This is a genomic window from Paludibacterium yongneupense DSM 18731 (assembly GCF_000422925.1).
In the GTDB taxonomy this organism is placed as follows: Bacteria; Pseudomonadota; Gammaproteobacteria; order Burkholderiales; family Chromobacteriaceae; genus Paludibacterium; species Paludibacterium yongneupense.
On record NZ_AUGZ01000008.1, the window covers coordinates 78,430 to 97,796 of the forward strand.

At 65.6% G+C, this 19,367-nt stretch carries 20 protein-coding genes and 1 riboswitch; of the genes, 6 read left to right on the top strand and 14 right to left on the bottom strand.

Annotated features, from left to right (window positions below; all coding sequences use genetic code 11):
• Positions 1-31: 31 nt before the first annotated feature.
• The 5 genes from G520_RS0104800 to G520_RS24835 all read right to left on the bottom strand — a co-directional run bounded on the left by G520_RS0104800 (position 32) and on the right by G520_RS24835 (position 6,619).
• Complete coding sequence (locus G520_RS0104800) at positions 32-3,163, bottom strand: efflux RND transporter permease subunit (RefSeq protein WP_028534652.1); 3,132 nt, start codon at positions 3,161-3,163, stop codon at positions 32-34.
• Positions 3,160-4,470, bottom strand: coding sequence for an efflux RND transporter periplasmic adaptor subunit (locus G520_RS21605; protein WP_051229056.1), 1,311 nt, complete (start codon positions 4,468-4,470; stop codon positions 3,160-3,162). The genes G520_RS0104800 and G520_RS21605 overlap by 4 nt, the downstream gene beginning before the upstream one ends.
• A 10-nt stretch (positions 4,471-4,480) precedes the next feature.
• Complete coding sequence (locus G520_RS0104810; RefSeq protein WP_028534653.1) at positions 4,481-5,713, bottom strand: TolC family protein; 1,233 nt, start codon at positions 5,711-5,713, stop codon at positions 4,481-4,483.
• A gap of 16 nt (positions 5,714-5,729) precedes the next feature.
• Complete coding sequence (locus G520_RS25500; protein ID WP_028534654.1) at positions 5,730-6,173, bottom strand: DUF411 domain-containing protein; 444 nt, start codon at positions 6,171-6,173, stop codon at positions 5,730-5,732.
• A 140-nt stretch (positions 6,174-6,313) separates the two neighbouring features.
• Positions 6,314-6,619 carry a DUF2946 family protein gene (locus G520_RS24835; protein WP_156876880.1) on the bottom strand — a complete coding sequence of 102 codons (306 nt, stop codon included), beginning with the start codon at positions 6,617-6,619 and terminating at the stop codon, positions 6,314-6,316.
• Positions 6,620-6,693: 74 nt separating this feature from the next.
• A riboswitch (TPP riboswitch) is annotated at positions 6,694-6,804 on the top strand.
• 59 nt (positions 6,805-6,863) lie between these two features.
• Between G520_RS24835 and thiM the strand changes: the two genes are divergently transcribed.
• Both thiM and thiE read left to right on the top strand, forming a co-directional pair.
• Entirely contained in the window at positions 6,864-7,715 is an 852-nt protein-coding gene (gene thiM, locus G520_RS0104825; RefSeq protein WP_051229058.1) for a hydroxyethylthiazole kinase, read from the top strand.
• The gene (gene thiE, locus G520_RS0104830; protein ID WP_028534657.1) at positions 7,708-8,337 is read left to right on the top strand and encodes a thiamine phosphate synthase; all 630 of its coding nucleotides are present in this window, start codon (positions 7,708-7,710) and stop codon (positions 8,335-8,337) included. The genes thiM and thiE overlap by 8 nt, the downstream gene beginning before the upstream one ends.
• Here thiE and G520_RS0104835 read toward each other — a convergent pair.
• A complete protein-coding gene (locus G520_RS0104835; protein ID WP_028534658.1) occupies positions 8,332-9,255 on the bottom strand; it encodes a LysR substrate-binding domain-containing protein in 924 nt (307 codons plus the stop codon). The genes thiE and G520_RS0104835 overlap by 6 nt on opposite strands.
• Positions 9,256-9,358: 103 nt before the next feature.
• Here G520_RS0104835 and G520_RS0104840 point away from each other — a divergent pair, with 103 nt between their 5' ends.
• Together G520_RS0104840 and G520_RS0104845 are read left to right on the top strand one after the other, a co-directional pair.
• Positions 9,359-9,967: an FMN-dependent NADH-azoreductase gene (locus tag G520_RS0104840; protein WP_028534659.1), complete on the top strand. Its 609-nt coding sequence runs from the start codon at positions 9,359-9,361 to the stop codon at positions 9,965-9,967.
• 26 nt (positions 9,968-9,993) lie between these two features.
• A complete protein-coding gene (locus tag G520_RS0104845; protein ID WP_028534660.1) occupies positions 9,994-10,356 on the top strand; it encodes a DnaJ family domain-containing protein in 363 nt (120 codons plus the stop codon).
• 8 nt (positions 10,357-10,364) lie between these two features.
• Here G520_RS0104845 and hemF read toward each other — a convergent pair whose 3' ends face one another.
• The 4 genes from hemF to G520_RS0104870 form a co-directional block, all read right to left on the bottom strand.
• Positions 10,365-11,279 (bottom strand): oxygen-dependent coproporphyrinogen oxidase, encoded by a 915-nt coding sequence (hemF, locus tag G520_RS0104850; protein WP_028534661.1) that lies wholly within the window; start codon positions 11,277-11,279, stop codon positions 10,365-10,367.
• Between the two features lie 77 nt (positions 11,280-11,356).
• Positions 11,357-12,184 (bottom strand): alpha/beta hydrolase, encoded by an 828-nt coding sequence (locus G520_RS21610; RefSeq protein WP_051229059.1) that lies wholly within the window; start codon positions 12,182-12,184, stop codon positions 11,357-11,359.
• A gap of 121 nt (positions 12,185-12,305) precedes the next feature.
• A complete protein-coding gene (locus G520_RS0104865; RefSeq protein WP_028534662.1) occupies positions 12,306-13,661 on the bottom strand; it encodes an ATP-binding protein in 1,356 nt (451 codons plus the stop codon).
• A gap of 3 nt (positions 13,662-13,664) precedes the next feature.
• Positions 13,665-14,360 carry a winged helix-turn-helix domain-containing protein gene (locus tag G520_RS0104870; RefSeq protein WP_028534663.1) on the bottom strand — a complete coding sequence of 232 codons (696 nt, stop codon included), beginning with the start codon at positions 14,358-14,360 and terminating at the stop codon, positions 13,665-13,667.
• A gap of 164 nt (positions 14,361-14,524) precedes the next feature.
• Here G520_RS0104870 and G520_RS0104875 point away from each other — a divergent pair, with 164 nt between their 5' ends.
• Positions 14,525-15,262: a DNA/RNA non-specific endonuclease gene (locus G520_RS0104875; protein WP_028534664.1), complete on the top strand. Its 738-nt coding sequence runs from the start codon at positions 14,525-14,527 to the stop codon at positions 15,260-15,262.
• Between the two features lie 28 nt (positions 15,263-15,290).
• On the opposite strand, the gene G520_RS0104880 is transcribed toward G520_RS0104875, so the two are convergent.
• Positions 15,291-16,298: a YeiH family protein gene (locus G520_RS0104880; RefSeq protein ID WP_036665388.1), complete on the bottom strand. Its 1,008-nt coding sequence runs from the start codon at positions 16,296-16,298 to the stop codon at positions 15,291-15,293.
• A 103-nt stretch (positions 16,299-16,401) separates the two neighbouring features.
• Between G520_RS0104880 and G520_RS0104885 the strand changes: the two genes are divergently transcribed.
• On the top strand, positions 16,402-17,289 hold the full coding sequence (locus G520_RS0104885) for a LysR family transcriptional regulator (protein WP_028534666.1): 888 nt from the start codon (positions 16,402-16,404) through the stop codon (positions 17,287-17,289).
• Positions 17,290-17,319: 30 nt separating this feature from the next.
• Here the strand turns inward: G520_RS0104885 and G520_RS0104890 are convergent, their stop codons facing one another.
• The 3 genes from G520_RS0104890 to G520_RS0104900 are packed head-to-tail and all read right to left on the bottom strand — an operon-like array spanning position 17,320 to position 19,367.
• Positions 17,320-18,258, bottom strand: coding sequence for a homoserine kinase (locus G520_RS0104890; protein WP_028534667.1), 939 nt, complete (start codon positions 18,256-18,258; stop codon positions 17,320-17,322).
• Between the two features lie 10 nt (positions 18,259-18,268).
• Complete coding sequence (locus G520_RS0104895) at positions 18,269-18,619, bottom strand: DUF2782 domain-containing protein (protein WP_028534668.1); 351 nt, start codon at positions 18,617-18,619, stop codon at positions 18,269-18,271.
• Between the two features lie 19 nt (positions 18,620-18,638).
• A complete protein-coding gene (locus G520_RS0104900) occupies positions 18,639-19,367 on the bottom strand; it encodes an LOG family protein (protein ID WP_028534669.1) in 729 nt (242 codons plus the stop codon).

Sequence of the window (19,367 nt, forward strand, 5' to 3'; positions counted from 1 at the left end):
GTTTCCTTTTCTACGGGGTGGATGAAGCGGGTCAGTGCTTCAGGGAGCGGCCATGCCACAGCAGATAGATCGTCGGCATGACAAACATTGAAAGCAGGGGGGCGGTGATCATGCCGCCGACTAGCGGGGCGGCGATGCGCTGCATCAGATCGTTGCCGGCGCCGCTGCCGGCCATCACCGGCAGCAGGCCGGCGACCAGCATGAGTACGGTCATGGTCTTGGGGCGCACGCGAAGCACGGCGCCTTCGACGATGGCCTGCTTCAGTGCCGTGCGATCGGTGAGGCGACCTTCCGCCCGGAAACGGGCCAGCGCCTGGTCGAGGTAGAGCAGCATGATCACGCCGAATTCGGCGGCGATGCCGGCCAGCGCGATAAAGCCGACCGCGACCGCCACCGACATGTTGTAGCCGAGCAGATAGATCAGCCACAGCCCCCCGACCAGCGCGAACGGCAGCGAGGCCATGATCAGCCCGGCCTGTGCGGCGCGGCGGAAGGTCAGATAGAGCAATAGAAAAATGATCGCCAGCGTGGCGGGAACGACCAGCGTCATCCTTTCTACCGCGCGCTGCAGATACTCGAACTGGCCGGACCAGGTGATCGAGTAGCCCGGAGGCAGCTTGACCGTGCCCGCAACGCGCGCCTTGGCCTCGGCGACATACGAACCCAGATCGCGGCCGTGGATATCGACGTAGACATAGGCGCTTGGTCGCGAGTTATCGCTGCGTATCATGGCCGGTCCGTCCGCGACGCGAATATCGGCCAGCATGGACAGCGGTATGCTGCCGCCGCCGGGGGCGATGACCGGTAGCGCTCTCAGCGCCTCGAGGCTGTCGCGCAATTCGCGTGGAAAGCGCAGAGAGATCGGGTAGCGTTCCAGGCCTTCCACCGTCGAACCGATTTGTTCGCCACCGATCCCGCTGGCGATCGTTTCCTGGATTTCGGCGATGTTCAGCCCGTAACGCGCCGCAGCCGCGCGGTCGATATCGACGGTGACATAACGGCCGTTGCCGAGACGCTCGGCGCTGGCCGAAGACGTGCCCGCCACGCCTTTGACGCTGCGTTCTATCTCTTGCGCCAGGCGGCCGATCACGCCCAGATCCGGTCCCGATACCTTGATGCCGACCGGGGTCTTGATCCCGGTCGCCAGCATATCGGTACGGTTGCGTATCGGTTGCACCCAGACATTGGAGAGTCCGGCGACGCGGACCTTGCCGTCGAGCTCGGCGATCAAGCTGTCGGTCGTCATGCCGGGACGCCATTCGCTTTTCGGCTTGAGCGCGATCGAGGTTTCGAACATCTCCAGCGGTGCCGGGTCAGTCGCCGTCTCGGCGCGTCCGGCCTTGCCGGTCACGCGTTCGACTTCGGGCACGCTGGCGATCAGGCGGTCGGTGATCTGCAATAGCTCGCGCGCCTTTCCCGCCGACAGCCCTGGCTGCGCGGTGGGCATATACAACAGGTCGCCCTCGTCCAGCGGGGGCAGGAATTCGCTGCCCAGGCGGTGAAGCGGCCATGCGGTGGCCAGCAGCATCGCCGCCGCCAATGCGAGCGTGCCGATCGGGTGCTTCAATACCCAGTCTATGGCTGGCCGGTAGAGGCGGACCAGGATCCGATTGATCGGGTTGTCATGCTCGCTGCGGATTTTGCCGCGAATGAACAGTGCCATCAGCACCGGCACCAGGGTCACCGACAAGCCGGCCGACGCCGCCATGGCATAGGTCTTGGTGAAGGCGAGCGGCGAGAACAGCCGCCCCTCTTGCGACTCCAGGGTGAAGATGGGCACGAAGCTGACGGTGATGATCAGCAGGCTGAAGAACAGAGCCGGCCCGACCTCGGCTGCCGCCTGCGACATCAGGCGCAGGCGGGTGGCGGTGTCGGGTTCGTGCGGTCCGTGCCGATGTTTCCAGGCTTCCAGATGCTTGTGCGCGTTCTCCGTCATCACGACGGCGCCGTCGACCATGGCGCCGATGGCGATGGCGATGCCGCCGAGCGACATGATGTTGGCGTTGATGCCCTGGTATCGCATCACGATGAAGGCGATCAGGACCCCGAGCGGCAGCGACAGAATGGATACCAGGCTGGAGCGCAGGTGGAACAGAAACAGTACGCAAACCAGCGCGACGGTGACGAACTCCTCGATCAACTTGTGCGACAGATTGTCGACAGCGTTTTCGATCAGGCGCGAGCGGTCGTAGACCGGCACCAGCTCCACGCCCGGCGGCAGGCTTTTCTTGAGCTCCTCCAGCCGCTCCTTGACCCGGCGTATCGTGCCATCCGCGTTTTTGCCGGCGCGCAGAATCACCACGCCGCCGACCGTCTCGCCGTTGCCGTTCATTTCTTCGATGCCGCGGCGCATCTCGGGGCCGACCTGGACCGTGGCGACGTCGCCAAGACGGATCGGTGTGGCGTTTGCCGTGGTCTGCAGCACGATGTTGCGGATGTCGTCGAGCGATTTCAGATAACCGCTGGCGCGCACCATATACTCGGCTTCGCCCATTTCCAGCACCGAACCGCCGACTTCGTTGTTCGACTTGCGAATCGCTTCGGCGACGGCGGACAGGCTGATGCGGTAGGCGCGCAGGCGCTCGGGTTGCAGCACGATCTGGTACTCGCGCACCATGCCGCCGACGGTGGCCACTTCGGCGACGCCGGGCACGCTGCGCAGCTCGTATTTGAGGAAAAAATCCTGAATCGAGCGCAGTTGCGCGAGATCGTGTCCGCCGCTGCGGTCGACCAGCGCGTACTGGTAGATCCAGCCGACCCCGGTGGCATCGGGGCCTATCCCGGGCTTGACGTCGGCAGGCAGCCTGGCCGCCGCCTGGTTCAGGTATTCGAGCACCCGCGAACGCGCCCAGTACAGATCGGTGCCGTCGTCGAACAGGACATAGACGTAGGAATCACCGAAAAATGAAAAGCCGCGCACCGCCTTGGCGCCCGGTACCGACATCATGGTGGTGGTGAGCGGATAGGTGATCTGGTCCTCGACCACGCGCGGCGCGCGGCCGGGCGCGCTGGTCTTGATGATGACCTGTACATCGGACAAATCGGGTAGCGCGTCCAGCGGCGTGGTCTTGACCGCCCACACGCCGAGACCGGCGAGCAGGATGGCGACGATCAGCACCATGAAGCGGTTGCGTATCGACCAGTGGATCAGGCGTGCGATCATGGTTTCACCCCTGCGCTGCCGGCGGCGTCGAGTGTGTCGAGGCCGTGTTGCAGATTGCTTTCCGAATCGAGCAGGAACTGGCCGGAGGCGACAATGCGCTGACCGGCGGCAAGCCCGCTCAGGATTTCGGTGCGTCCGCCCGCTTCGCGCCCGGCGACAACGGCGACCGGCGCGAACTGCCCGTTCTCGCGCGCCAGTACGACCAGGGTGCGGCGACCGGTGCGGATCACCGCCTCGCTCGGCACGAGCAGATGCGGCCGGCTGTCCGAGTTGAAGGCCAGTTTGGCCAGCATGCCGGGCTTGAGCTGCCCGCCGGGGTTGGCCACGCTGACGCGCAGCGGCAGGGTGCGGCTGTCGGGGTTCAACTGCGGCAGCACCGCTTCGACCTTGCCGTGCAGGGTTTGCCCCGGCCATGCGGGGAATGTCACGGCCACGCTGTCGCCGCTCTTGACGCGAGCGCTATCGTTTTCCAGCAGTTCGCCGACAATCCACACCCGGTCCAGATTGGCCAGCGTCAGCAAGGGTTGGCCGGCTTCGAGCCGGGCGCCGGGGCGGGTGAACACTTCGGTGACGGCCCCGCTTTGCGGCGCGGTGACGCTGACTTGTCCGCCGGCGGCGACGCCCCAGGTCGCCAGCCTTTGCCGTGCGGCCCGGCTCAGCGCCGCATCGCCTTGCGCGAGCGCCAGTTCGGCGGCCATCTGCCTCGCTTCCGGCGAGGCAATGCTGGCGATGGTCGTTCCGGCGCGCACCGTTTCCGAAACGGCGCGTATCGGCATGGAGCTCACCCAGCCTCCCATTTTGCTGATGACGGTCACAACGCGGCGGTCGTCGATCTTGACTGTCCCCACCACCGCGAGCGTGTCGTCAAGGCGGGCGGATTGCACCTCGGCGTAACGGACTGCGCTGTGCTGCAGCGTCGCCGGTGCAATCGCCACCTCGCCCGGCAGCGCGGTCGCGCTGTCCTGGGCATAGACGGGCACCAGATCCATGTCCATCAGCGGCGATTTGCCGGGTTTGGCGTAGTGCGAACCCGCTTGCATCGGATCGGTCCAGTAGGCGATGCGGCGCGCGGGCCGGCTTTTCGCCGCCGCGGTTTCGTCATACTTCGGCAGCAGGTCCATGCCCATATCCGGCGATTTCCCTGCATGGTCGTAATGCGTGTCCGGGGCCATCGGGTCGTACCAGTACAGTATCTTGCGTGCCGGCGCGGTCTGTGCCGGTGCGGCGGCAGGGAACGCGCGCCAGGCGATGACGGCGGACGCGGCGACAGCGGCGGCCAGCGAAGCGGCCAGAATTTTCTTGTTCATCTTCGTATCCTTAGCGGTCGTTGCCGGCCGGGTCGAAATAGTCCAGCGCCAAGCGCGCCCGCTCGCGCTGGTAGCGCATTTCCAGCAGTTTCATCGCGTCGTCGATGGCGTTTTCGCGCGCCTCTTGCACCTGGGCCAGGGCCCCCGCTCCGCTGGCATAAGCGGCGAGGCGGGTGTCGACCAGGCGTGCGGAGCGGGCGTTCAGACCCGGTTCGAGCAAGGCGAGTCGGCTATCCAGGCTCTTCCAATCGGCGTAGGCCGCGAGCAGGCCGGCGCGCAGTTCGCGCCAGGCGGCTTCGCGCTCTGCTTCCGCCGCCGCGGCATCCAGCGTGCGCGCCTGGTATTGGCGGTCCTGGCGCCGGACGGAGAGGATGGGAAGGTTGAAGCTGACCAAGGCGGTGAGGGTATTGGGCATGCCGGGAGTCCGCGCTCGTCCGTAGGACAACTCGACATCCCAGTCCGGTTTTTTGGCTTCGCGTGCGAGTTCGGCCGCTTTGGCGGCGATGGCGATGCCGACGTCGCGGGTCTGTATGGCCGGGTGGCGCGCGAGCCGGCTCTCCAGGGCGAGCAAGGAGGGGGGCGGCGCTTGATGCGGCAAGCTGTCTGGCAGGTCGACCGTGCCGAACCAGCGTTCGGCCTGGGCGTCGGCGCGGACCTGATCGGCGCGGGTCGCGGCGATGCGATCTTCCAGCAGCAGGCGTGTCCGGGCGACGAGCTCGCTGTCGACCAGACCGGCGCGGCCGGCGGCCAGTGCCAGGCGTTGCGCGCCGGCGCGCCGATCGAGCTCGCCCAACTGGCGCGCCAGCAGCTTGAGTTGAGCGCGCGGATAAACGGCATCGAGCCAGGCCTGGGCCGCATCGCGGCTCAGGGTCAGACGCATCAATTCGCCGTCGCGCCGCATTTTTTCGGCGCCGAGACGGCCGCTTTGCGCGGCCAGTTCGGTTTTGCGCCCGCCGGGCACCCTCTGTTCGATGCCGATTACATCCATGGTCTGGTCGTTGGCGCGCAAGGTAGCGATCGGCAGCTTTTCTTCGCCGAACCTGAGCTGGGGATCGGGCCATTGCCCTGCGGCGATGGCGTCCTGCTCCTGGGCCTGGCTAGCCGAATCGAGTGCCGACAGCTGCGGCGCCCGGCGCAGCGCAAGGGTGCGGGCCGTGTCGAGATCGAGGGGCGCGGCGGATGCCTGCAGTGCGAGCACGGCCGCGCCGCATGCTGCCGCGAGCAAGCGGTATGAAGTCTTCATGTCGTCTCCCGTCGCGTCAGCGTTGTGCGTAGAGCGAGGTCTTGCCGTTGCGCTCGAAGGCAATGACTTGCCACGGTCCGGCTTTGACGCCGGGGACTTCCATGCCCGGTGCCCCGGCCGGCATGCCGGGGACGGCCAGCCCGGCGATGGCGGGCCTGTCGCGCAGGACTTTCGCGATCAGCCCGGACGGGACGTGTCCTTCGAAGACATAGCCGCCGATCACGGCGCTGTGGCAGGAGCGCAGAGCGGCCGGGACGCGGTAGCGGTTTTTGATGGGGCTGGTATCGTCCATCTCCACGGTGTGGAGGACACGATTTTGCCCGCCGAGGGTGGCGGACCATTTTTCGCAGCAGACGCAGCCGCGATTTTTATAGACAGTGATGTCGTCGGAAGCAGCGTAGACGAGGGGGGTGAGCGTCAGCAACAGGCTGACGCTCGCAATCGTTTGCAGGCGTGGCATGGTGATATCCGATCCGGAGTCGGTTGCACGTATCCGGTGCCGCCGGCGCTTGCCGGCGGACCGATCAAGGGACGGAGGGCGAACGCAGGGCGCGCGCGCAGCGCGCGAGCGGGCTCGCAGCTACCGTCGGATGAATGCGATCAGACTCTGGGTGGACGTTCGGGAGGAGCCCGGGTCGGCGAAGGGGGCGTCGCTACGAGCGCGATCAGCGGCGTCGACACGGCGGGCACGACAGACAATGCCTGTGCCGGCAGCGTACCGGGGTGCAACTGGCAGCAATCGCCATCCATGTGGCCGGGGGCGGTCTGGTCATGGCCGGAAGTGCCGTGCGTGCTGCAGGAAGCATGGATCTGCGTCTGAAGATGCGCGAACTCCATCGCTCTTGCGTGCAGGGGCAAAAGGGCGACGGCGAGCAACAGATAGAAAACACGCAGACACTTCAGCATGGGCCGATTATAGGCTGCGGCTGCGGCGTGCAGCAAGCGCCGGATTGACAGCGCCGGGAGCGCGTGCCAAGGTGGCGCTTCGCTCGGGGTGCCGGATCGTTCCGGCTGAGAGTCGGCGTCTTCGTCGTCAACCCGTTGAACCTGAACTGGGTCGTGCCAGCGTAGGGAAGCGGTGTCTCCGGCGCCGAACGGCGCCCGCCCCGACCGCCCCTGGTCCGTCCCCTTCCTGAACAGGAACCTGGACATGTCTGACGTTTCATCCGTTTCATCCCGCGCCATCGATGCGATCTGGCAGGATATCTGCGCCGTGCGTTCCGGCGCGCCGCTCGTGCACAGCATCACCAATCTGGTTGTGATGGCGGTCAACGCCAATGCCCTGCTGGCTGCCGGCGCCGCGCCGGTGATGGCGCATGCCTTGCCCGAGGTCGGCGACATGGCTCGCCTGGCCGGTGCGCTGGTCGTCAATATCGGGACCCTGGAGCCGGAGTGGGTGGACTCGATGGAAGCGGCCATGTGCGCGGCCCGCGATGCGGGCAAGCCCATCGTGCTCGACCCGGTCGGGGCAGGCGCCACCGCCTACCGCAACCAGGTTCTGGCACGGCTGCTGGCTGCCGTATCGCCGACGGTCATCCGGGGCAATGCCTCCGAAATCATGGCGCTGGCCGGGCAGGCTGCCGCCGCGCGCGGCGTAGACAGCCAGGATGCGTCGAGTGCGGCGCTGGAAGCTGCGCGAGCGTTGGCGCAGGCGCATAATGCCGTGGTCTGCGTCAGCGGCGCCACCGACTATGTGCTCGACGGCAGCGGCCGTTGCGCCGCCTTGTCCAACGGCGACGTGTGGATGACGCGCATGACCGGCACCGGCTGCTCCGCCAGTGCCCTGGTCGGCGCGTTTTGTGCGGTGCAGGGCGACCCCTGGCGCGCCACGGTCTCGGCGATGAGCCTGACCGCGCTGGCGGGCGAGCTGGGCGCGCGACGCGCGCGTGCTGCCGGGCTCGGGGTCGGCAGCCTGCAAGCCTTGTGGCTGGATGCGCTGCAGGGTCTTTCTCGCGACGAGCTGGTCTCGTTGCTGCGTATGGAGGGTTTTCGGAATGAGTGAATTGATGGCCGCGACAGGTTTGTACCTGGTGGCCGCGCGCAACGCCTGTCGCGGGCGCGACCTGCTCGATGTCGTCGGTCAGGCGGTGCTGGGCGGCGTCGGTTGCGTGCAGTTGCGTGAAAAGAATCTGGCGACACGCGATTTCGTCGAGTGCGCGCGCGCGCTCAAGGCCTTGCTTGCGCCTTGCAAGGTGCCGCTGATCATCAACGATCGCCTCGATATCGCACTCGTCTGCGGTGCCGATGGCCTGCATATCGGGCAGCAGGATCTCGCCGTCGAGGATGCGCGGCGCTGGCTGCCGCCGGGAAGCTGGCTGGGATTGACCGTGAATTCGGTCGCCGAGGCCCAGGCGGCCACCGCTCTGGATGTCGACTATCTCGGCGTCGGCCCGGTTTTCCCCACGGCGACCAAGACCGATGCCAGCCCGCCGCTGGGGCTGGAGGGCTTTGCCGCGGTGCGTGCGGCCAGCACCCTGCCGCTGATCGCCATCGGCGGCATCGACCGCGATAATGCGCGCTCTCTGTTCGCCGCCGGCGCCGACGGCCTGGCGGTGGTCAGTGCGATCTGCAGCGATTCCGATCCCCGCGCTGCCGCCTCGGCATTGCTGGCCTGCCGCCTATAAGCGCCGGTAGCCGGGGTGGTCCGGCGGCACCAGCTCGAGTGCGAGAAAGTCGATGAAGCGGCGCACGGACGGGACCAGGCCGCGGCGCGAGGGGAAGGCGACATGCAGGATGCCGCCCGGAATGCGGTAGTCGGGCAGCAATACCTCGAGGCGTCCGTCCTGCAGCGCGTCGTTGCAAACCAGTCGCGGCAGGATGGCGGCGCCGATGCCGCCGAGCGCGGCGTCGCGCAAAACCAGCAGGTCGTCGGTCATCAAGCGCGGGGCTTCGATTTGCAGGTGGGTCTCGTGACCGTCCGGATCGAGAAATGCCCAGTGTCCGCGGCCGTCCGGGCGGGACATCGACAGCCAGGGCATGTTTTTCAGATCCGCCGGCAAGGCCGGTCGGCCGTGGGCGGCGATCAGGTCCGGGCTCGCGACCATGACCTCCTGGGCCACGCCTAGCGGCCGGGCCACCAGATGTCCGCTATCCTCGATCACCGTCCGTACGCGCAGGGCGACATCGATGCCTTCCTCGATCAGATCGATGCGGCGGTTGCTGGCTTCCAGGGTGATGCGCACGTGCGGATTCGCGCTCATGAAGCGCGGCAGAATCGGACCGAGCAGATTCTTGGCCAGCAGTTCCGGGCAACTGACGCGCACGAGGCCGCGCGGTTCGGCGCTCGCGCGCGCGATGGTTTCTTCAGCCGCTTCCGCTTCGGCCAATACCGCCTGGCAGTGCTGATAGTAGGCGCTGCCGACTTCAGTCAGTGCCAGCTTGCGTGTGGTGCGATGCAGCAGGCGCACGCCCAGGCGTTCTTCCAGTTCGGCGACCCGGCGCGACAAGCGGGATTTGGGAATGCCGAGCAGACGGCTGGCCGCCATGAACCCCGAATGTTCCACAACTTTGGCGAAGAAAAAGAGGTCGTTGAGATCTTGCATAAGATTGTCTCACCAGTAGGACAATAAGTTCGATTTTAGCCGTCTAGTGCGATTTTAGTCGCAGATTTATAGTGCATTCCATTGTGACTGAAAGGACATGCACATGAAATTACTTCATATCGATTCCAGCATTCTGGGCGACAACTCGGTATCGCGCCAGCTCTCCGCCAGCGTGGTTGCCGCCGTGGCCGCCCGCCATCCCGGCCTGACGATCATCCACCGCGATCTGGGACGCGATCCCATCGCGCACCTCTCGGCCGAGATCCTCGGCGCCGCCTTCACGCCCGAGCAGGATTGGAACGAAACCCAGCGTCGCGAGCGCGAGCTGACCGATACGCTGATCGACGAGTTCCTGGACAGCGACGTGGTCGTGATCGGCGCACCGATGTACAATTTTTCCATCCCGTCGCAGTTGAAAAGCTGGATCGACCGCATTGCGGCGGCCGGTCGCACTTTCCGCTATACCGAGTCCGGTCCGGTCGGGCTGGCTGGCGAAAAGAAAGTGGTGGTGCTGTCATCCCGCGGCGGCGTCTATTCGACGCAGCAGGGGCAGTTGATGGATTTCCAGGAAGATTATTTGCGTGCAGTGATGGGATTTGTCGGCATCGCTGCTGTCGAAGTGGTTCGCGCCGAATCCGTGAGCAAGGGCGATGAGGCGCGTGCCGACGCGATCGCCGGCGCGCAAGCGGCGATAGAGGCGCTGGCGCTGTAAGGTCGCGCCGGGACGAGGGAGGGGCGATGGACTTCATGGAGCGACTTGGCGAGGCCCGCCTGAACGAGGCTGTCGAGCAGGGGGCGTTCGATCATCTGCCCGGAGCGGGGGCGCCGCTTGAAATCGACGACTATGCGATGATCCCGCCCGACGAGCGCATGGCCTATCATATTCTCAAGAATGCGGGTCTGCTGCCGCCGGCGCTGGAGGCGCGCCGCGAGGCGGTGGCGTTGGCCGGCCGCCTGCTGGAGGCCGATGCGGACGACGCCGACAGCGCGGCTGCGCTCAAGCGACTGCAATTGCTGAACGTGCGGCTGGCCGAAGCCGGCCTGCCGACTCTCGCGCTCGACGGCGTTTATGGTGCGCGCGTGCTCGAGCGTTTCAAATAGCCTCCGCTTCAGGCCAGCCAGTCGCGCGCGGGCAGGAAGTCGCGGTACAAGGCGGCCTCGGGTGAGCCCGGTTCGACCTGATGTCCGTATTCCCAGCGTGCGAGCGGCGGCATCGACATCAGTATGGATTCGGTGCGGCCTCCGCTCTGCAGTCCGAACAGGGTGCCGCGGTCCCACACCAGATTGAATTCGACATAGCGTCCGCGCCGGTAGAGCTGGAACTCGCGTTCGCGCTCGCCCCACGGCGTCGCCTTGCGCCGCTCGACGATGGGCAGGTAGGCTGCGGCGAAGCCGTCTCCGACCGCGCGCATGAAGGCGAAACTGTTTTCGAAGCCCCCCGCGTTCAGGTCGTCGAAAAACAGGCCGCCGATGCCGCGCGCCTCATTGCGATGCTTGAGAAAAAAGTACGCGTCGCACGCGTGCTTGCAGCGTGGATAGACGTCGGCGCCGAAGGGGGCGCACACATCGCGCGCCACCGTGTGCCAGTGGCGTGCATCTTCCTCGTAACCATAACAGGGAGTGAGGTCGAAGCCCCCGCCGAACCACCATACCGCCTCCTCGCCCTCGTCGCTCGTCGAGAAAAAGCGCACATTGGCGTGGCTGGTCGGAACATGGGGGTTGAGTGGATGGATCACCAGCGAAACGCCCATCGCTTCATAGCGCCGTCCGGCGAGCCCTGGGCGCAGCGCGCTGGCCGAGGGCGGCAGAGTCTCGCCGTGGATATGCGAAAAATTGACTCCGGCTTGTTCGAATACCGAGCCCTGCTTGAGCACCCGGCTGTCCCCCCCCCCTTCGCCCCGTTCGCGGCGCCAGACGTCGGCGACGAAACGCGCGCTGCCGTCCGCGGCTTCCAGCGCATGGCAGATGCGGTTTTGCAGATCCAGCAGGTAGGCGCGGACAGAGGCGGCATCGGTGGAAGGCAAGGCGGACTCCTGGCGGCGGTAGGGAGCCGTGATTGTACCCGGAACGCGATCCGTTTTCATCGCGCCCGCGGCCCTGCTCAGACGGCGAGGGCGCTGTCCACCCAGTGCGCCTGCGGCGACGGTGCCGCCGGACGGGCGCCTCCCGCGCACAGGAAGCGCTGCGTGCGCTCCAGCACCCGCTGACGCTCGTTGTCGACCATGATCATGTGATAGCTGTCGTTCAGCTCCAGCAGGTCGACGTGGCCGCCGAGGTGGCCGGCGATATAACGCGCCGAGCGCAGACTGGTGACTTCGTCTTCGCGTGCGTGCACGATCAGGGTGTCGCAGTCGAGGCGGCCGAGATTCTTCTTGATCTTGGTGCGCAGTTCGTCGACGGTGCGGATCGAGCTGAGCGGGACATAGGGGTAGTGAAAACCATCGCCGCGCGAGAAGCGGGCGCGAATCAGACCACGCACGCGTTCGTTCTTGATGCCGAAAGGCTCGGCTTCGGGCAGACGCATGCGATCGGCCAGCGAGCCCATGCGATAGACGACATGGCGCAGGAATTTATTGCGCGGCAGGGACCAGCCATCGAGAAACAGCGGCGGCGAGAGCAGGACCAGCCGGTCGCGGTGCTGCTCGCGTTTGGCGACTTCGAGTGCGATCAGGGCCCCCAGGCAGAAGCCGGCCAGGTGCACGACGCGGTGCTTGCGACGCAGCTCGCGATAGGCGGCGGTCACGGTCGCGATCCAGGCCTCGTGCCCTATGCCGAGCAGATCTTCCGGCTTGCCGCCGTGCCCGGGCAGCAGGGGAATCCGGGTGACGATGCCTGCGTCGCTCAGATGGCGCCCGAGATTGCCCAGGTCGTACTCGGTGCCTCCCAATCCATGGACGAGGAGGGCGGCTGGCTGGCTGGACGGGAACATGGGGGGCTTTCTGCGGCATCGTTGACAGGCTGCCATTATCCCGCTTTGCGCCGCGCGATTCCGTCGTCAAACTGTCGTCTAATTGTGACGGTTTATGACGATTGTCGCGTGAATGTTGCCGCTATGGCTTGGCGGCGCGCGGTGCGAAGCGGAAGCCGAAGCGGGCGCCCCCGAGAGGCGAGGTTTCCACCCAGGCCTCGCCGCCGTGGTGGGCGGCGATCAGGCGGACAAAGGAGAGGCCGAGGCCATAGCCGCCGGTATTGCGGTCGCGGCTGTTGTCCAGCCGGTGAAACGGTTCGAAAATGCGGTCGTACTCTTCCACCGGCACGCCGCGGCCGTCATCGTCGACGAAGATTTCGAATCCGGCGGCCTGGCATTGCGCGGTCACGTCGATACGGGTCTGGGCATATTTGACCGCGTTGAGCAGCAGATTGCGCACGGCGATATACATCAAGCGGCGGTCGAAGGCGACGTTGCGGCATGAGCAGCACAGTCGCAGCGTCATGCCCGGCGGCATCAGCGGGCGCACCCGCTCGGCGAGTTCTTCCAGCCAGGGCGCGACGTCGGTGTCTTCCAGCTCCGGCACCACGTCACCGCGGTTCAGGCGGGCATAGCCGAGGCTGGCGTTGACCAGCTCGTCAAGCTCCAGCATGTCTTCTTCCATCCCGCGGCGGTAGTGCTGCCTGTCCTCCTCGGTTTCCGCTTCGTCCAGCATGGTCAGGCCGAAACGCAGTCGGGCGATCGGGGTCCGCAGTTCGTGGGCAACGGCGTGTCCTATGGCCTGATGCCCCTTCATTTGCTGCCATACGCGATCGGCCATGCTGTTGAGGCCGTGCGACAGCGGCTGCAGCAGCCAGCTGCGCGCCTGCGGCGCACGGGCATCGAAGTCGCCATCGGCCAGGCGTGCGGCCGTCTGCCGTATGGCGACCAGATCATTCCAGAGCGGTCGCAAGGCGAGAAAGACCAGGATGCCGAAGCCGAGTCCGGTCAAGGTCCACCATAGAATCTGGGCGTGATTCTCGTCGGTGAGCATCGAGTCGGAATTCGGGTCCAGGCTCAGCGGACCGAGCACCAGCACGCGCTGGCTGGAGGCGACGCGCGCATAAATGAGAAGATTGTCGATATCGAGCGCGTAGTCGCCGTTCATGACCTGATGACGCTGCTCCGGGCTCAACTGCGTCAGAGTGGGGAGGGCCAGCAGGCGGACCGGGAAGGAGAAATGACTTCCCAGACGGTGGATCTCGTCGTCCCAGCGCGCGGGAGGATGGCGTGCAAGATCCTCCAGCACCAGCAGGACGGTCCCGCGCATGAAATTGCGGCCGTTGGCCTCGTCCACGCTGTTGTAGAGTTTGTCGATGACGATGCCCACGCCGGTGATCAACAGCACCAGCGACAGCAGCGCCACCAGGTAATAGCGGAAGAACAGCGTGGTCAGTGTCGGTTTCTGAAACAGGGCCAGGGGATGCCAGGGGCGCATGGTTTACTCCCAATCGCTGCGCGAGAACAGATACCCTTTGCCGCGCACGGTCTTGACGCGTTTCGGCGCTTCGGGGTCATCCTGCAGTTTCTTGCGCAGGCGCGAGATGCGTGCGTCTATCGAGCGGTCGCAACCGTCGAAACCGATGCCGCGCAGATTTTCCATGATCTCGTCGCGCGACAGAATGGAGCCGGCGTGGCTGGCCAACAGCCACAGCAGATCGAATTCGGCGGTCGTCAATTCCAGCGCGCTCGAGGCAAGTTGTGCTTCGCGCGTCGTCTGGCTGATGGAGAAGGTGCCGAAGGTCAGCGTGCCCGGCGTGCCTTCGTCTTCGCCCTGGCCGCGGCGCAGCAGGGCGCGGATGCGGGCCAGCAGGCGTCGCGGCTCGACCGGTTTGGCCAGAAAATCATCGGCGCCCAGTTCAAGGCCGAGGATTTCGTCGACATCCTCGTCACGGGCGGTCACGATCAGAATGCGGCCGCCATAGCGTGCCCGGACATCGCGGCACACCTCGAAACCTTCCTTGCCCGGCAGCATCACATCCAGAATCACCAGATCGGGGCGCAGGCTGAGTATGGCCTCTTCGGCGGTATCGCCGCGCATGTGCAGGCTGACTTCGTAGCCTTGCTTGCGCAGGTAGGCGATGACGAGATCGGCGAGGCGCTTGTCGTCTTCGACCAGCAGGATATGTTCCGGCATCGTTCGCACGTCAGAATGGATTGCCGGGAATCATATCATCGCCCGCGGCCCGCCGCTTGGTGGTAGCCGCCCCGCCCCGGGCCGCGGCGTGCGCGCACCGGTAGCGGGTCAGGGCGGGAAACGCGCAGTATACTGTTGCCCTCTTGTATGAGGAGGCCGGCACGATGCGGTTCCAGCTGATTTTCGCTGTCGCGGCGCTGGCGTGGTCTGCGGCGGCCACGGCCCGGACCGTGACGCTCGATCACGGCGGATTCAAACTCGAATACGACTGTGACAGGCGGACGGCCGTGCGTTTCGAATACCGCGCCGGCGCCGACCATGGGGCCGTGCCGCGCCCGAGCCGCTTTACGGCGGACCCGGACCTGCCGGCCGGGTGCGGCCGGCAATATGCGACCACGTCGTATGCGCGTGTGGCCAGCGGATGGGACAGGGGGCATCTGGTCCCGGCAAACCATATGGATCATGATGTCGGGCTGATCCGGCGCACCCACTACATGAGCAATATCGTGCCGCAGAATGCGAACTTCAATCGCGGCCTGTGGGCGCGGACCGAGGCACTGATCGAATGCTACCGCGATCTGTCGCCGGTGACGGTCTATGGAGGCGTGGTCTTCAGCGATCCCGGCAACGATCATTTTCTGGCCAGCCACGGCCTCCCGACGCCCGATTTCTTCTGGAAAACGCTGATCACCGCCGACCCGGCGACCGGTGCGGTGAAGACCATCAGCTGGTATCTGCCGAATACAGGCGAGGCCGGTCCGCTCGACCGCCATCTGGTCAGCATCGCCGAACTGGAGGAACGCCTGGGGACGCAGCGGGTGGCGATCGATGCCGCAGCGGCGGTGAAGGCATACAAGCCCGCCGTCTCCTGGGCCAGGCCGGCGGGCTGTCGCAGCGCTTGATCCAGCGGTCCCGGTGCGGCGGGACCTTCTAGCCGAGCCAGCGGCCGAGCCCGTAGTTGATCAGCGCGCCGCCCAGCACCAGCCAGCAGAAGGCAAACCCTGCCAGCAGCAGCGGGCGGGTTCCTGCACGGCGAATGGCTGCGATTTCGGTGCCCAGTCCCAGCGCCGCCATCGCCATGGCGAGAGCCAGGTTGTCGAGCGTCAGCAGGGCGCCGCGCCATGAGGCCGGCAGCGGCAGGGCGCCGTTGACCGTCGCGAGCAGCAGGAAACCGAGCGCGAACCAGGGAATCGTGATTTTCCGGCCCCCGACCGCGCCGCTGCGCCGTCCCATCCACCATGACAGTCCTACCAGAAACGGTGCCAGCATCATCACGCGTATCATCTTCGCAATCACCGCGACATCGGTGGCGGCCGCATTGACGCCACGGCCGGCGACGACGACCTGGGCGACTTCATGGATGGTCGAGCCCGCGTATTGCCCGAACTGGCGCGCATCGAACAGCGATTGCAGCGGGTAGAGCAGCGGGTAGAGGAACATCGACAGGGTGCCGAACACCACCACGGTGGCCACGGCGACCGCCACTTTTTCCGCGCCGCCGCGTGCGACCGGCTCGGTGGCCAGAACCGCCGCCGCACCGCAGATGGAGCTGCCCGCGCCGATCAGGATGGCGCTGGCCGCATCCAGCCGCAGCCAGCGGGTGCCGACCCAGCAGCACAGGGCAAAAGTGCTGCCGAGCGTCACGGCATCGATCAGGATGCCGCTCGCGCCGACGGAGGCGATGTCGTGCAGCGACAGCCGCAAGCCATACAGAATGATCCCCAGGCGCAGCAACCTCTGTTTGGAAAATTGCACGCCGTCGCGGCAGCGCACGCGCGGCCAGCCGATATTGCCGAGTACCATGCCGCCGACGATGGCCAGTGTCAGCGCAGACACGCCGTAATGGGCGAACCAGGGAAGCGTGGCGAGTCCTGCGGCGCCCAGCGCCAGCACGAGGGTCAGTGCGAGGCCGGGGAGCAAATTCATCATTTTTTGCATAAATAAAGCGCCATAAGTTATATCAACCTTGCCGCTACTCTATGCAGTGCCTGATAATGAGTAAAACGAATTAAATCGATCTTAATCATTAAAAAAACCGATTATGACTCTGCGATTCAGCTTGCGTGAACTCGCCGTGTTCACGGCGATTGCCGATGCCGGTGGTGTGACGCGCGCGGCCGATACCCTGTCGATGACCCAGTCGGCGGCGAGTCAGGCCCTGGCCGTGCTGGAGCAGGCATTGGAGACGACCTTGTTCGACCGTGCCGGCCGTCGCCTGCTGCTCAACGAGCAGGGGCGTCTGCTGCTGCCGCGCGCGCATGCCCTGCTGGAGCAGGCCGCGGATATCCAGTCGCTGTTCGACGGCGTGGCGGCCAGCTTGCGGCTGGGAGCCAGTACCACGATCGCCAACTATTTGCTGCCCGAATGCATGGCGCGCTTTGCCGGGCGTCATCCCGGCGCCCGCGTCGAGCTGGAGGTCGGCAATACCCGCGACATTGTCGCCGCCGTGGCGGCGTTTCGCGTCGATATCGGTTTCATCGAAGGGCCGTGCCACCAGCCCGGACTGCAGCTGAGCCCGTGGCGCGACGATGCGCTAGTGATTTTCGCGGGCCGCGGTCATCCCCTATCCTGTCGGCCGGCGAGCCTGGCCGAACTGGCGGCGGCAGCCTGGATTCTGCGCGAAGTCGGTTCCGGCACGCGCGAGGTCGTCGAGCAGGGCCTGTTGCCGTGGCTGGGCAGTCTGAATCTGACGATGGAACTGGGAAACTCCGAAGCGATCAAACGTTCGGTGGCGGCCGGTCTGGGAGTCAGTTGCCTGTCGCGCAGCGTGGTGGCCGAATTGCTGGCGAGCGGGGAATTGTGCGAACTCGATGTGGTCGGGCTGCCGCCGTTGCGCCGCACGCTCTATCGCGTGATGCGGGGCGAGAAGGCGCTCACGCGCAGCTTGCGCGCATTTCTGGACGAAACACGCCCGCAGTACGGCGCCTGAGCGGCGCGCTCCTGCGGGCGGCGGCGCGGGCTACAGCCAGAAGTCGCTGCGCGCGCGGTGCGCGGCGAGCAGGCGCTGAAAGACCCCGGGGTCCTTGATGAAGGTCATCTCGCCTTCTTGCGGCCGGTGGAAGTCGAGCAGGCGCGAGGTCCAGAAGCGCAGCGCGCCGGCGCGCAGCATGGTCGGCCAGGCCTGGCGTTCGGCATCGGTCAGCGGGCGCACCGATTGGTAGCCGGCGAGAAAGGCCCGCGCGAGCGCAGCGTCTATCTCGCCGTCCGCCTGGCGCGCCCAGTCGTTGACCGCGATCGCCACGTCGTACAGCAGCACGTCGTTGCAGGCGTAGTAGAAGTCGATGAAACCGGCTATGGCGTCGCCGCGCAGCAGGACATTGTCGCGGAACAGGTCGGCGTGGATCACGCCGACCGGCAGGTGCGCGAAGCGGTGTTGCTCCTGATGGCGGACTTCCTCGCGCAACATGGCGGCATCGGCCGGATCGAGCAGCGGATATAGCTCGCCGGCAGTCTGGCTCCACCAGGCCGGGCCGCGCGGGTTGGCCATGCGCAGCGGGAACGTCGCGCCGGCGCGATGCATCTGCGCGAGCATTTCACCGACCGCCCGGCATTGCGTCACGGTGGGCTCGGCCACGTCGCGACCGTCGAGGCAGGTAACCAGGCAGGCGGGCCGCTCCGCCAGCAGCGATGCGAACTGATCGTTCTGGTCGGCCAGCGGCGCCGGGCAGGCGACGCCATGCCGCGCCAGGTGGCTCATCAATTGCAAATAGAAGGGCAGCTCTTCCAGGCGCAGGGTTTCGAACAAGGTCAGCACATAGCGGCCATGCGTGGTGGTGACGAAGTAATTGGTATTGGTGATGCCCGCGGCAATGCCTTCCAGCCCGGTCAGTTGGCCAAGCTGGTAGCGTTGCAGCCAGGCGGCAAGCATGTCGTCGTTGACGACGGTGTAAACCGACATGAATCCCCCGTCAGAAGCGCAGCAATACCCAGCGCGGTGTGATCAGACGCTGCTGGGACGAGGCCGGTTTCAACTGGCCGCTGCCGTCGTCGTCGATCAGGTAGTAGGGCAGGCCGACGCTGGGCGTGACCTTGACCATATACAGCTTGCCGTTGAGGCGGTATTCCTCGATCTTGGCATCCTTGCGCTCGATGATGCGCACTTCCGGTTCGGCCTGGGCGCCGCTTTGAGCGGAGACGGTCGGCGGCGGCGGAACCTCGGCGCGAGTGGCGGACGAATCCTTGATCACGGGCGGCGGGATGTCGGCGGCCGCCAGGGCCGGCAAAGTCACGAGAGCTAGCAGGGCTATGGCGCGACGCATGGTATTCTCCTCGGGCGGTTCACAGATTGAGCAATTGCTCGCGTTCGGCAGGCAAAGCTTCGAAGCCGCGGGTTTCGTAGTGCTTGAATATGGTTTCTACGATTTGCTGCGGTTCGTCAATGATACGCAGCAAATCGAGGTCGCCGGGATTGATCATTTTTTCTGCAACCAGCCGGTCGCGGACCCAGTCGACCAGACCTTGCCAGAAAGAGCGTCCGCACAGGATGATGGGGATGCGCCGACTCTTACCGGTCTGCACGAGGGTCAGTGCCTCGAACATTTCGTCCAGGGTGCCGAAGCCGCCCGGCATGACCACATAGGCGATCGCGTGCTGAACGAACATCACCTTGCGCGAGAAAAAGTGGTTGAATCGGAGACTGAGGTCCTGATATTCGTTGGGTTTCTGCTCGTGGGGCAGTACGATGTTCAGCCCGACCGAAGGGCTCTTGCCATAAAAAGCCCCTTTGTTTGCCGCCTCCATGATGCCGGGACCGCCGCCCGACAGGACGGAAAAGCCGGCATCCGATAACAGGCGGGCAACTTCTTCCGTCAGCTTATAATAGGGGTGGTCGCGCGCGGTACGCGCGCTGCCGAAGATGCTGACGGCAGGTGTGATGGTCTGCAGTTCTTCGGCAGATTCGACAAATTCGGATAAAATTTTCAGCACATGCCACGCTTCGCGCGAACGGAAGCGCTGCATCATCGCGTAACGGTCACTCGTCTGCGGCAATTTATCGGACAAGCTCAT

What these genes read in the sequence shown, in the direction of transcription:
- G520_RS0104800 (WP_028534652.1), bottom strand. Translation starts at nt 3,163, where the DNA reads ATGATCGCACGCCTGATCCACTGGTCGATACGCAACCGCTTCATGGTG.
- G520_RS21605 (WP_051229056.1), bottom strand. Translation starts at nt 4,470, where the DNA reads ATGAACAAGAAAATTCTGGCCGCTTCGCTGGCCGCCGCTGTCGCCGCG.
- G520_RS0104810 (WP_028534653.1), bottom strand. Translation starts at nt 5,713, where the DNA reads ATGAAGACTTCATACCGCTTGCTCGCGGCAGCATGCGGCGCGGCCGTG.
- G520_RS25500 (WP_028534654.1), bottom strand. Translation starts at nt 6,173, where the DNA reads ATGCCACGCCTGCAAACGATTGCGAGCGTCAGCCTGTTGCTGACGCTC.
- G520_RS24835 (WP_156876880.1), bottom strand. Translation starts at nt 6,619, where the DNA reads ATGCTGAAGTGTCTGCGTGTTTTCTATCTGTTGCTCGCCGTCGCCCTT.
- thiM (WP_051229058.1), top strand. Translation starts at nt 6,864, where the DNA reads ATGTCTGACGTTTCATCCGTTTCATCCCGCGCCATCGATGCGATCTGG.
- thiE (WP_028534657.1), top strand. Translation starts at nt 7,708, where the DNA reads ATGAGTGAATTGATGGCCGCGACAGGTTTGTACCTGGTGGCCGCGCGC.
- G520_RS0104835 (WP_028534658.1), bottom strand. Translation starts at nt 9,255, where the DNA reads ATGCAAGATCTCAACGACCTCTTTTTCTTCGCCAAAGTTGTGGAACAT.
- G520_RS0104840 (WP_028534659.1), top strand. Translation starts at nt 9,359, where the DNA reads ATGAAATTACTTCATATCGATTCCAGCATTCTGGGCGACAACTCGGTA.
- G520_RS0104845 (WP_028534660.1), top strand. Translation starts at nt 9,994, where the DNA reads ATGGACTTCATGGAGCGACTTGGCGAGGCCCGCCTGAACGAGGCTGTC.
- G520_RS21610 (WP_051229059.1), bottom strand. Translation starts at nt 12,184, where the DNA reads ATGTTCCCGTCCAGCCAGCCAGCCGCCCTCCTCGTCCATGGATTGGGA.
- G520_RS0104865 (WP_028534662.1), bottom strand. Translation starts at nt 13,661, where the DNA reads ATGCGCCCCTGGCATCCCCTGGCCCTGTTTCAGAAACCGACACTGACC.
- G520_RS0104870 (WP_028534663.1), bottom strand. Translation starts at nt 14,360, where the DNA reads ATGCCGGAACATATCCTGCTGGTCGAAGACGACAAGCGCCTCGCCGAT.
- G520_RS0104875 (WP_028534664.1), top strand. Translation starts at nt 14,525, where the DNA reads ATGCGGTTCCAGCTGATTTTCGCTGTCGCGGCGCTGGCGTGGTCTGCG.
- G520_RS0104880 (WP_036665388.1), bottom strand. Translation starts at nt 16,298, where the DNA reads ATGCAAAAAATGATGAATTTGCTCCCCGGCCTCGCACTGACCCTCGTG.
- G520_RS0104885 (WP_028534666.1), top strand. Translation starts at nt 16,402, where the DNA reads ATGACTCTGCGATTCAGCTTGCGTGAACTCGCCGTGTTCACGGCGATT.
- G520_RS0104890 (WP_028534667.1), bottom strand. Translation starts at nt 18,258, where the DNA reads ATGTCGGTTTACACCGTCGTCAACGACGACATGCTTGCCGCCTGGCTG.
- G520_RS0104895 (WP_028534668.1), bottom strand. Translation starts at nt 18,619, where the DNA reads ATGCGTCGCGCCATAGCCCTGCTAGCTCTCGTGACTTTGCCGGCCCTG.
- G520_RS0104900 (WP_028534669.1), bottom strand. Translation starts at nt 19,367, where the DNA reads ATGAGCTTGTCCGATAAATTGCCGCAGACGAGTGACCGTTACGCGATG.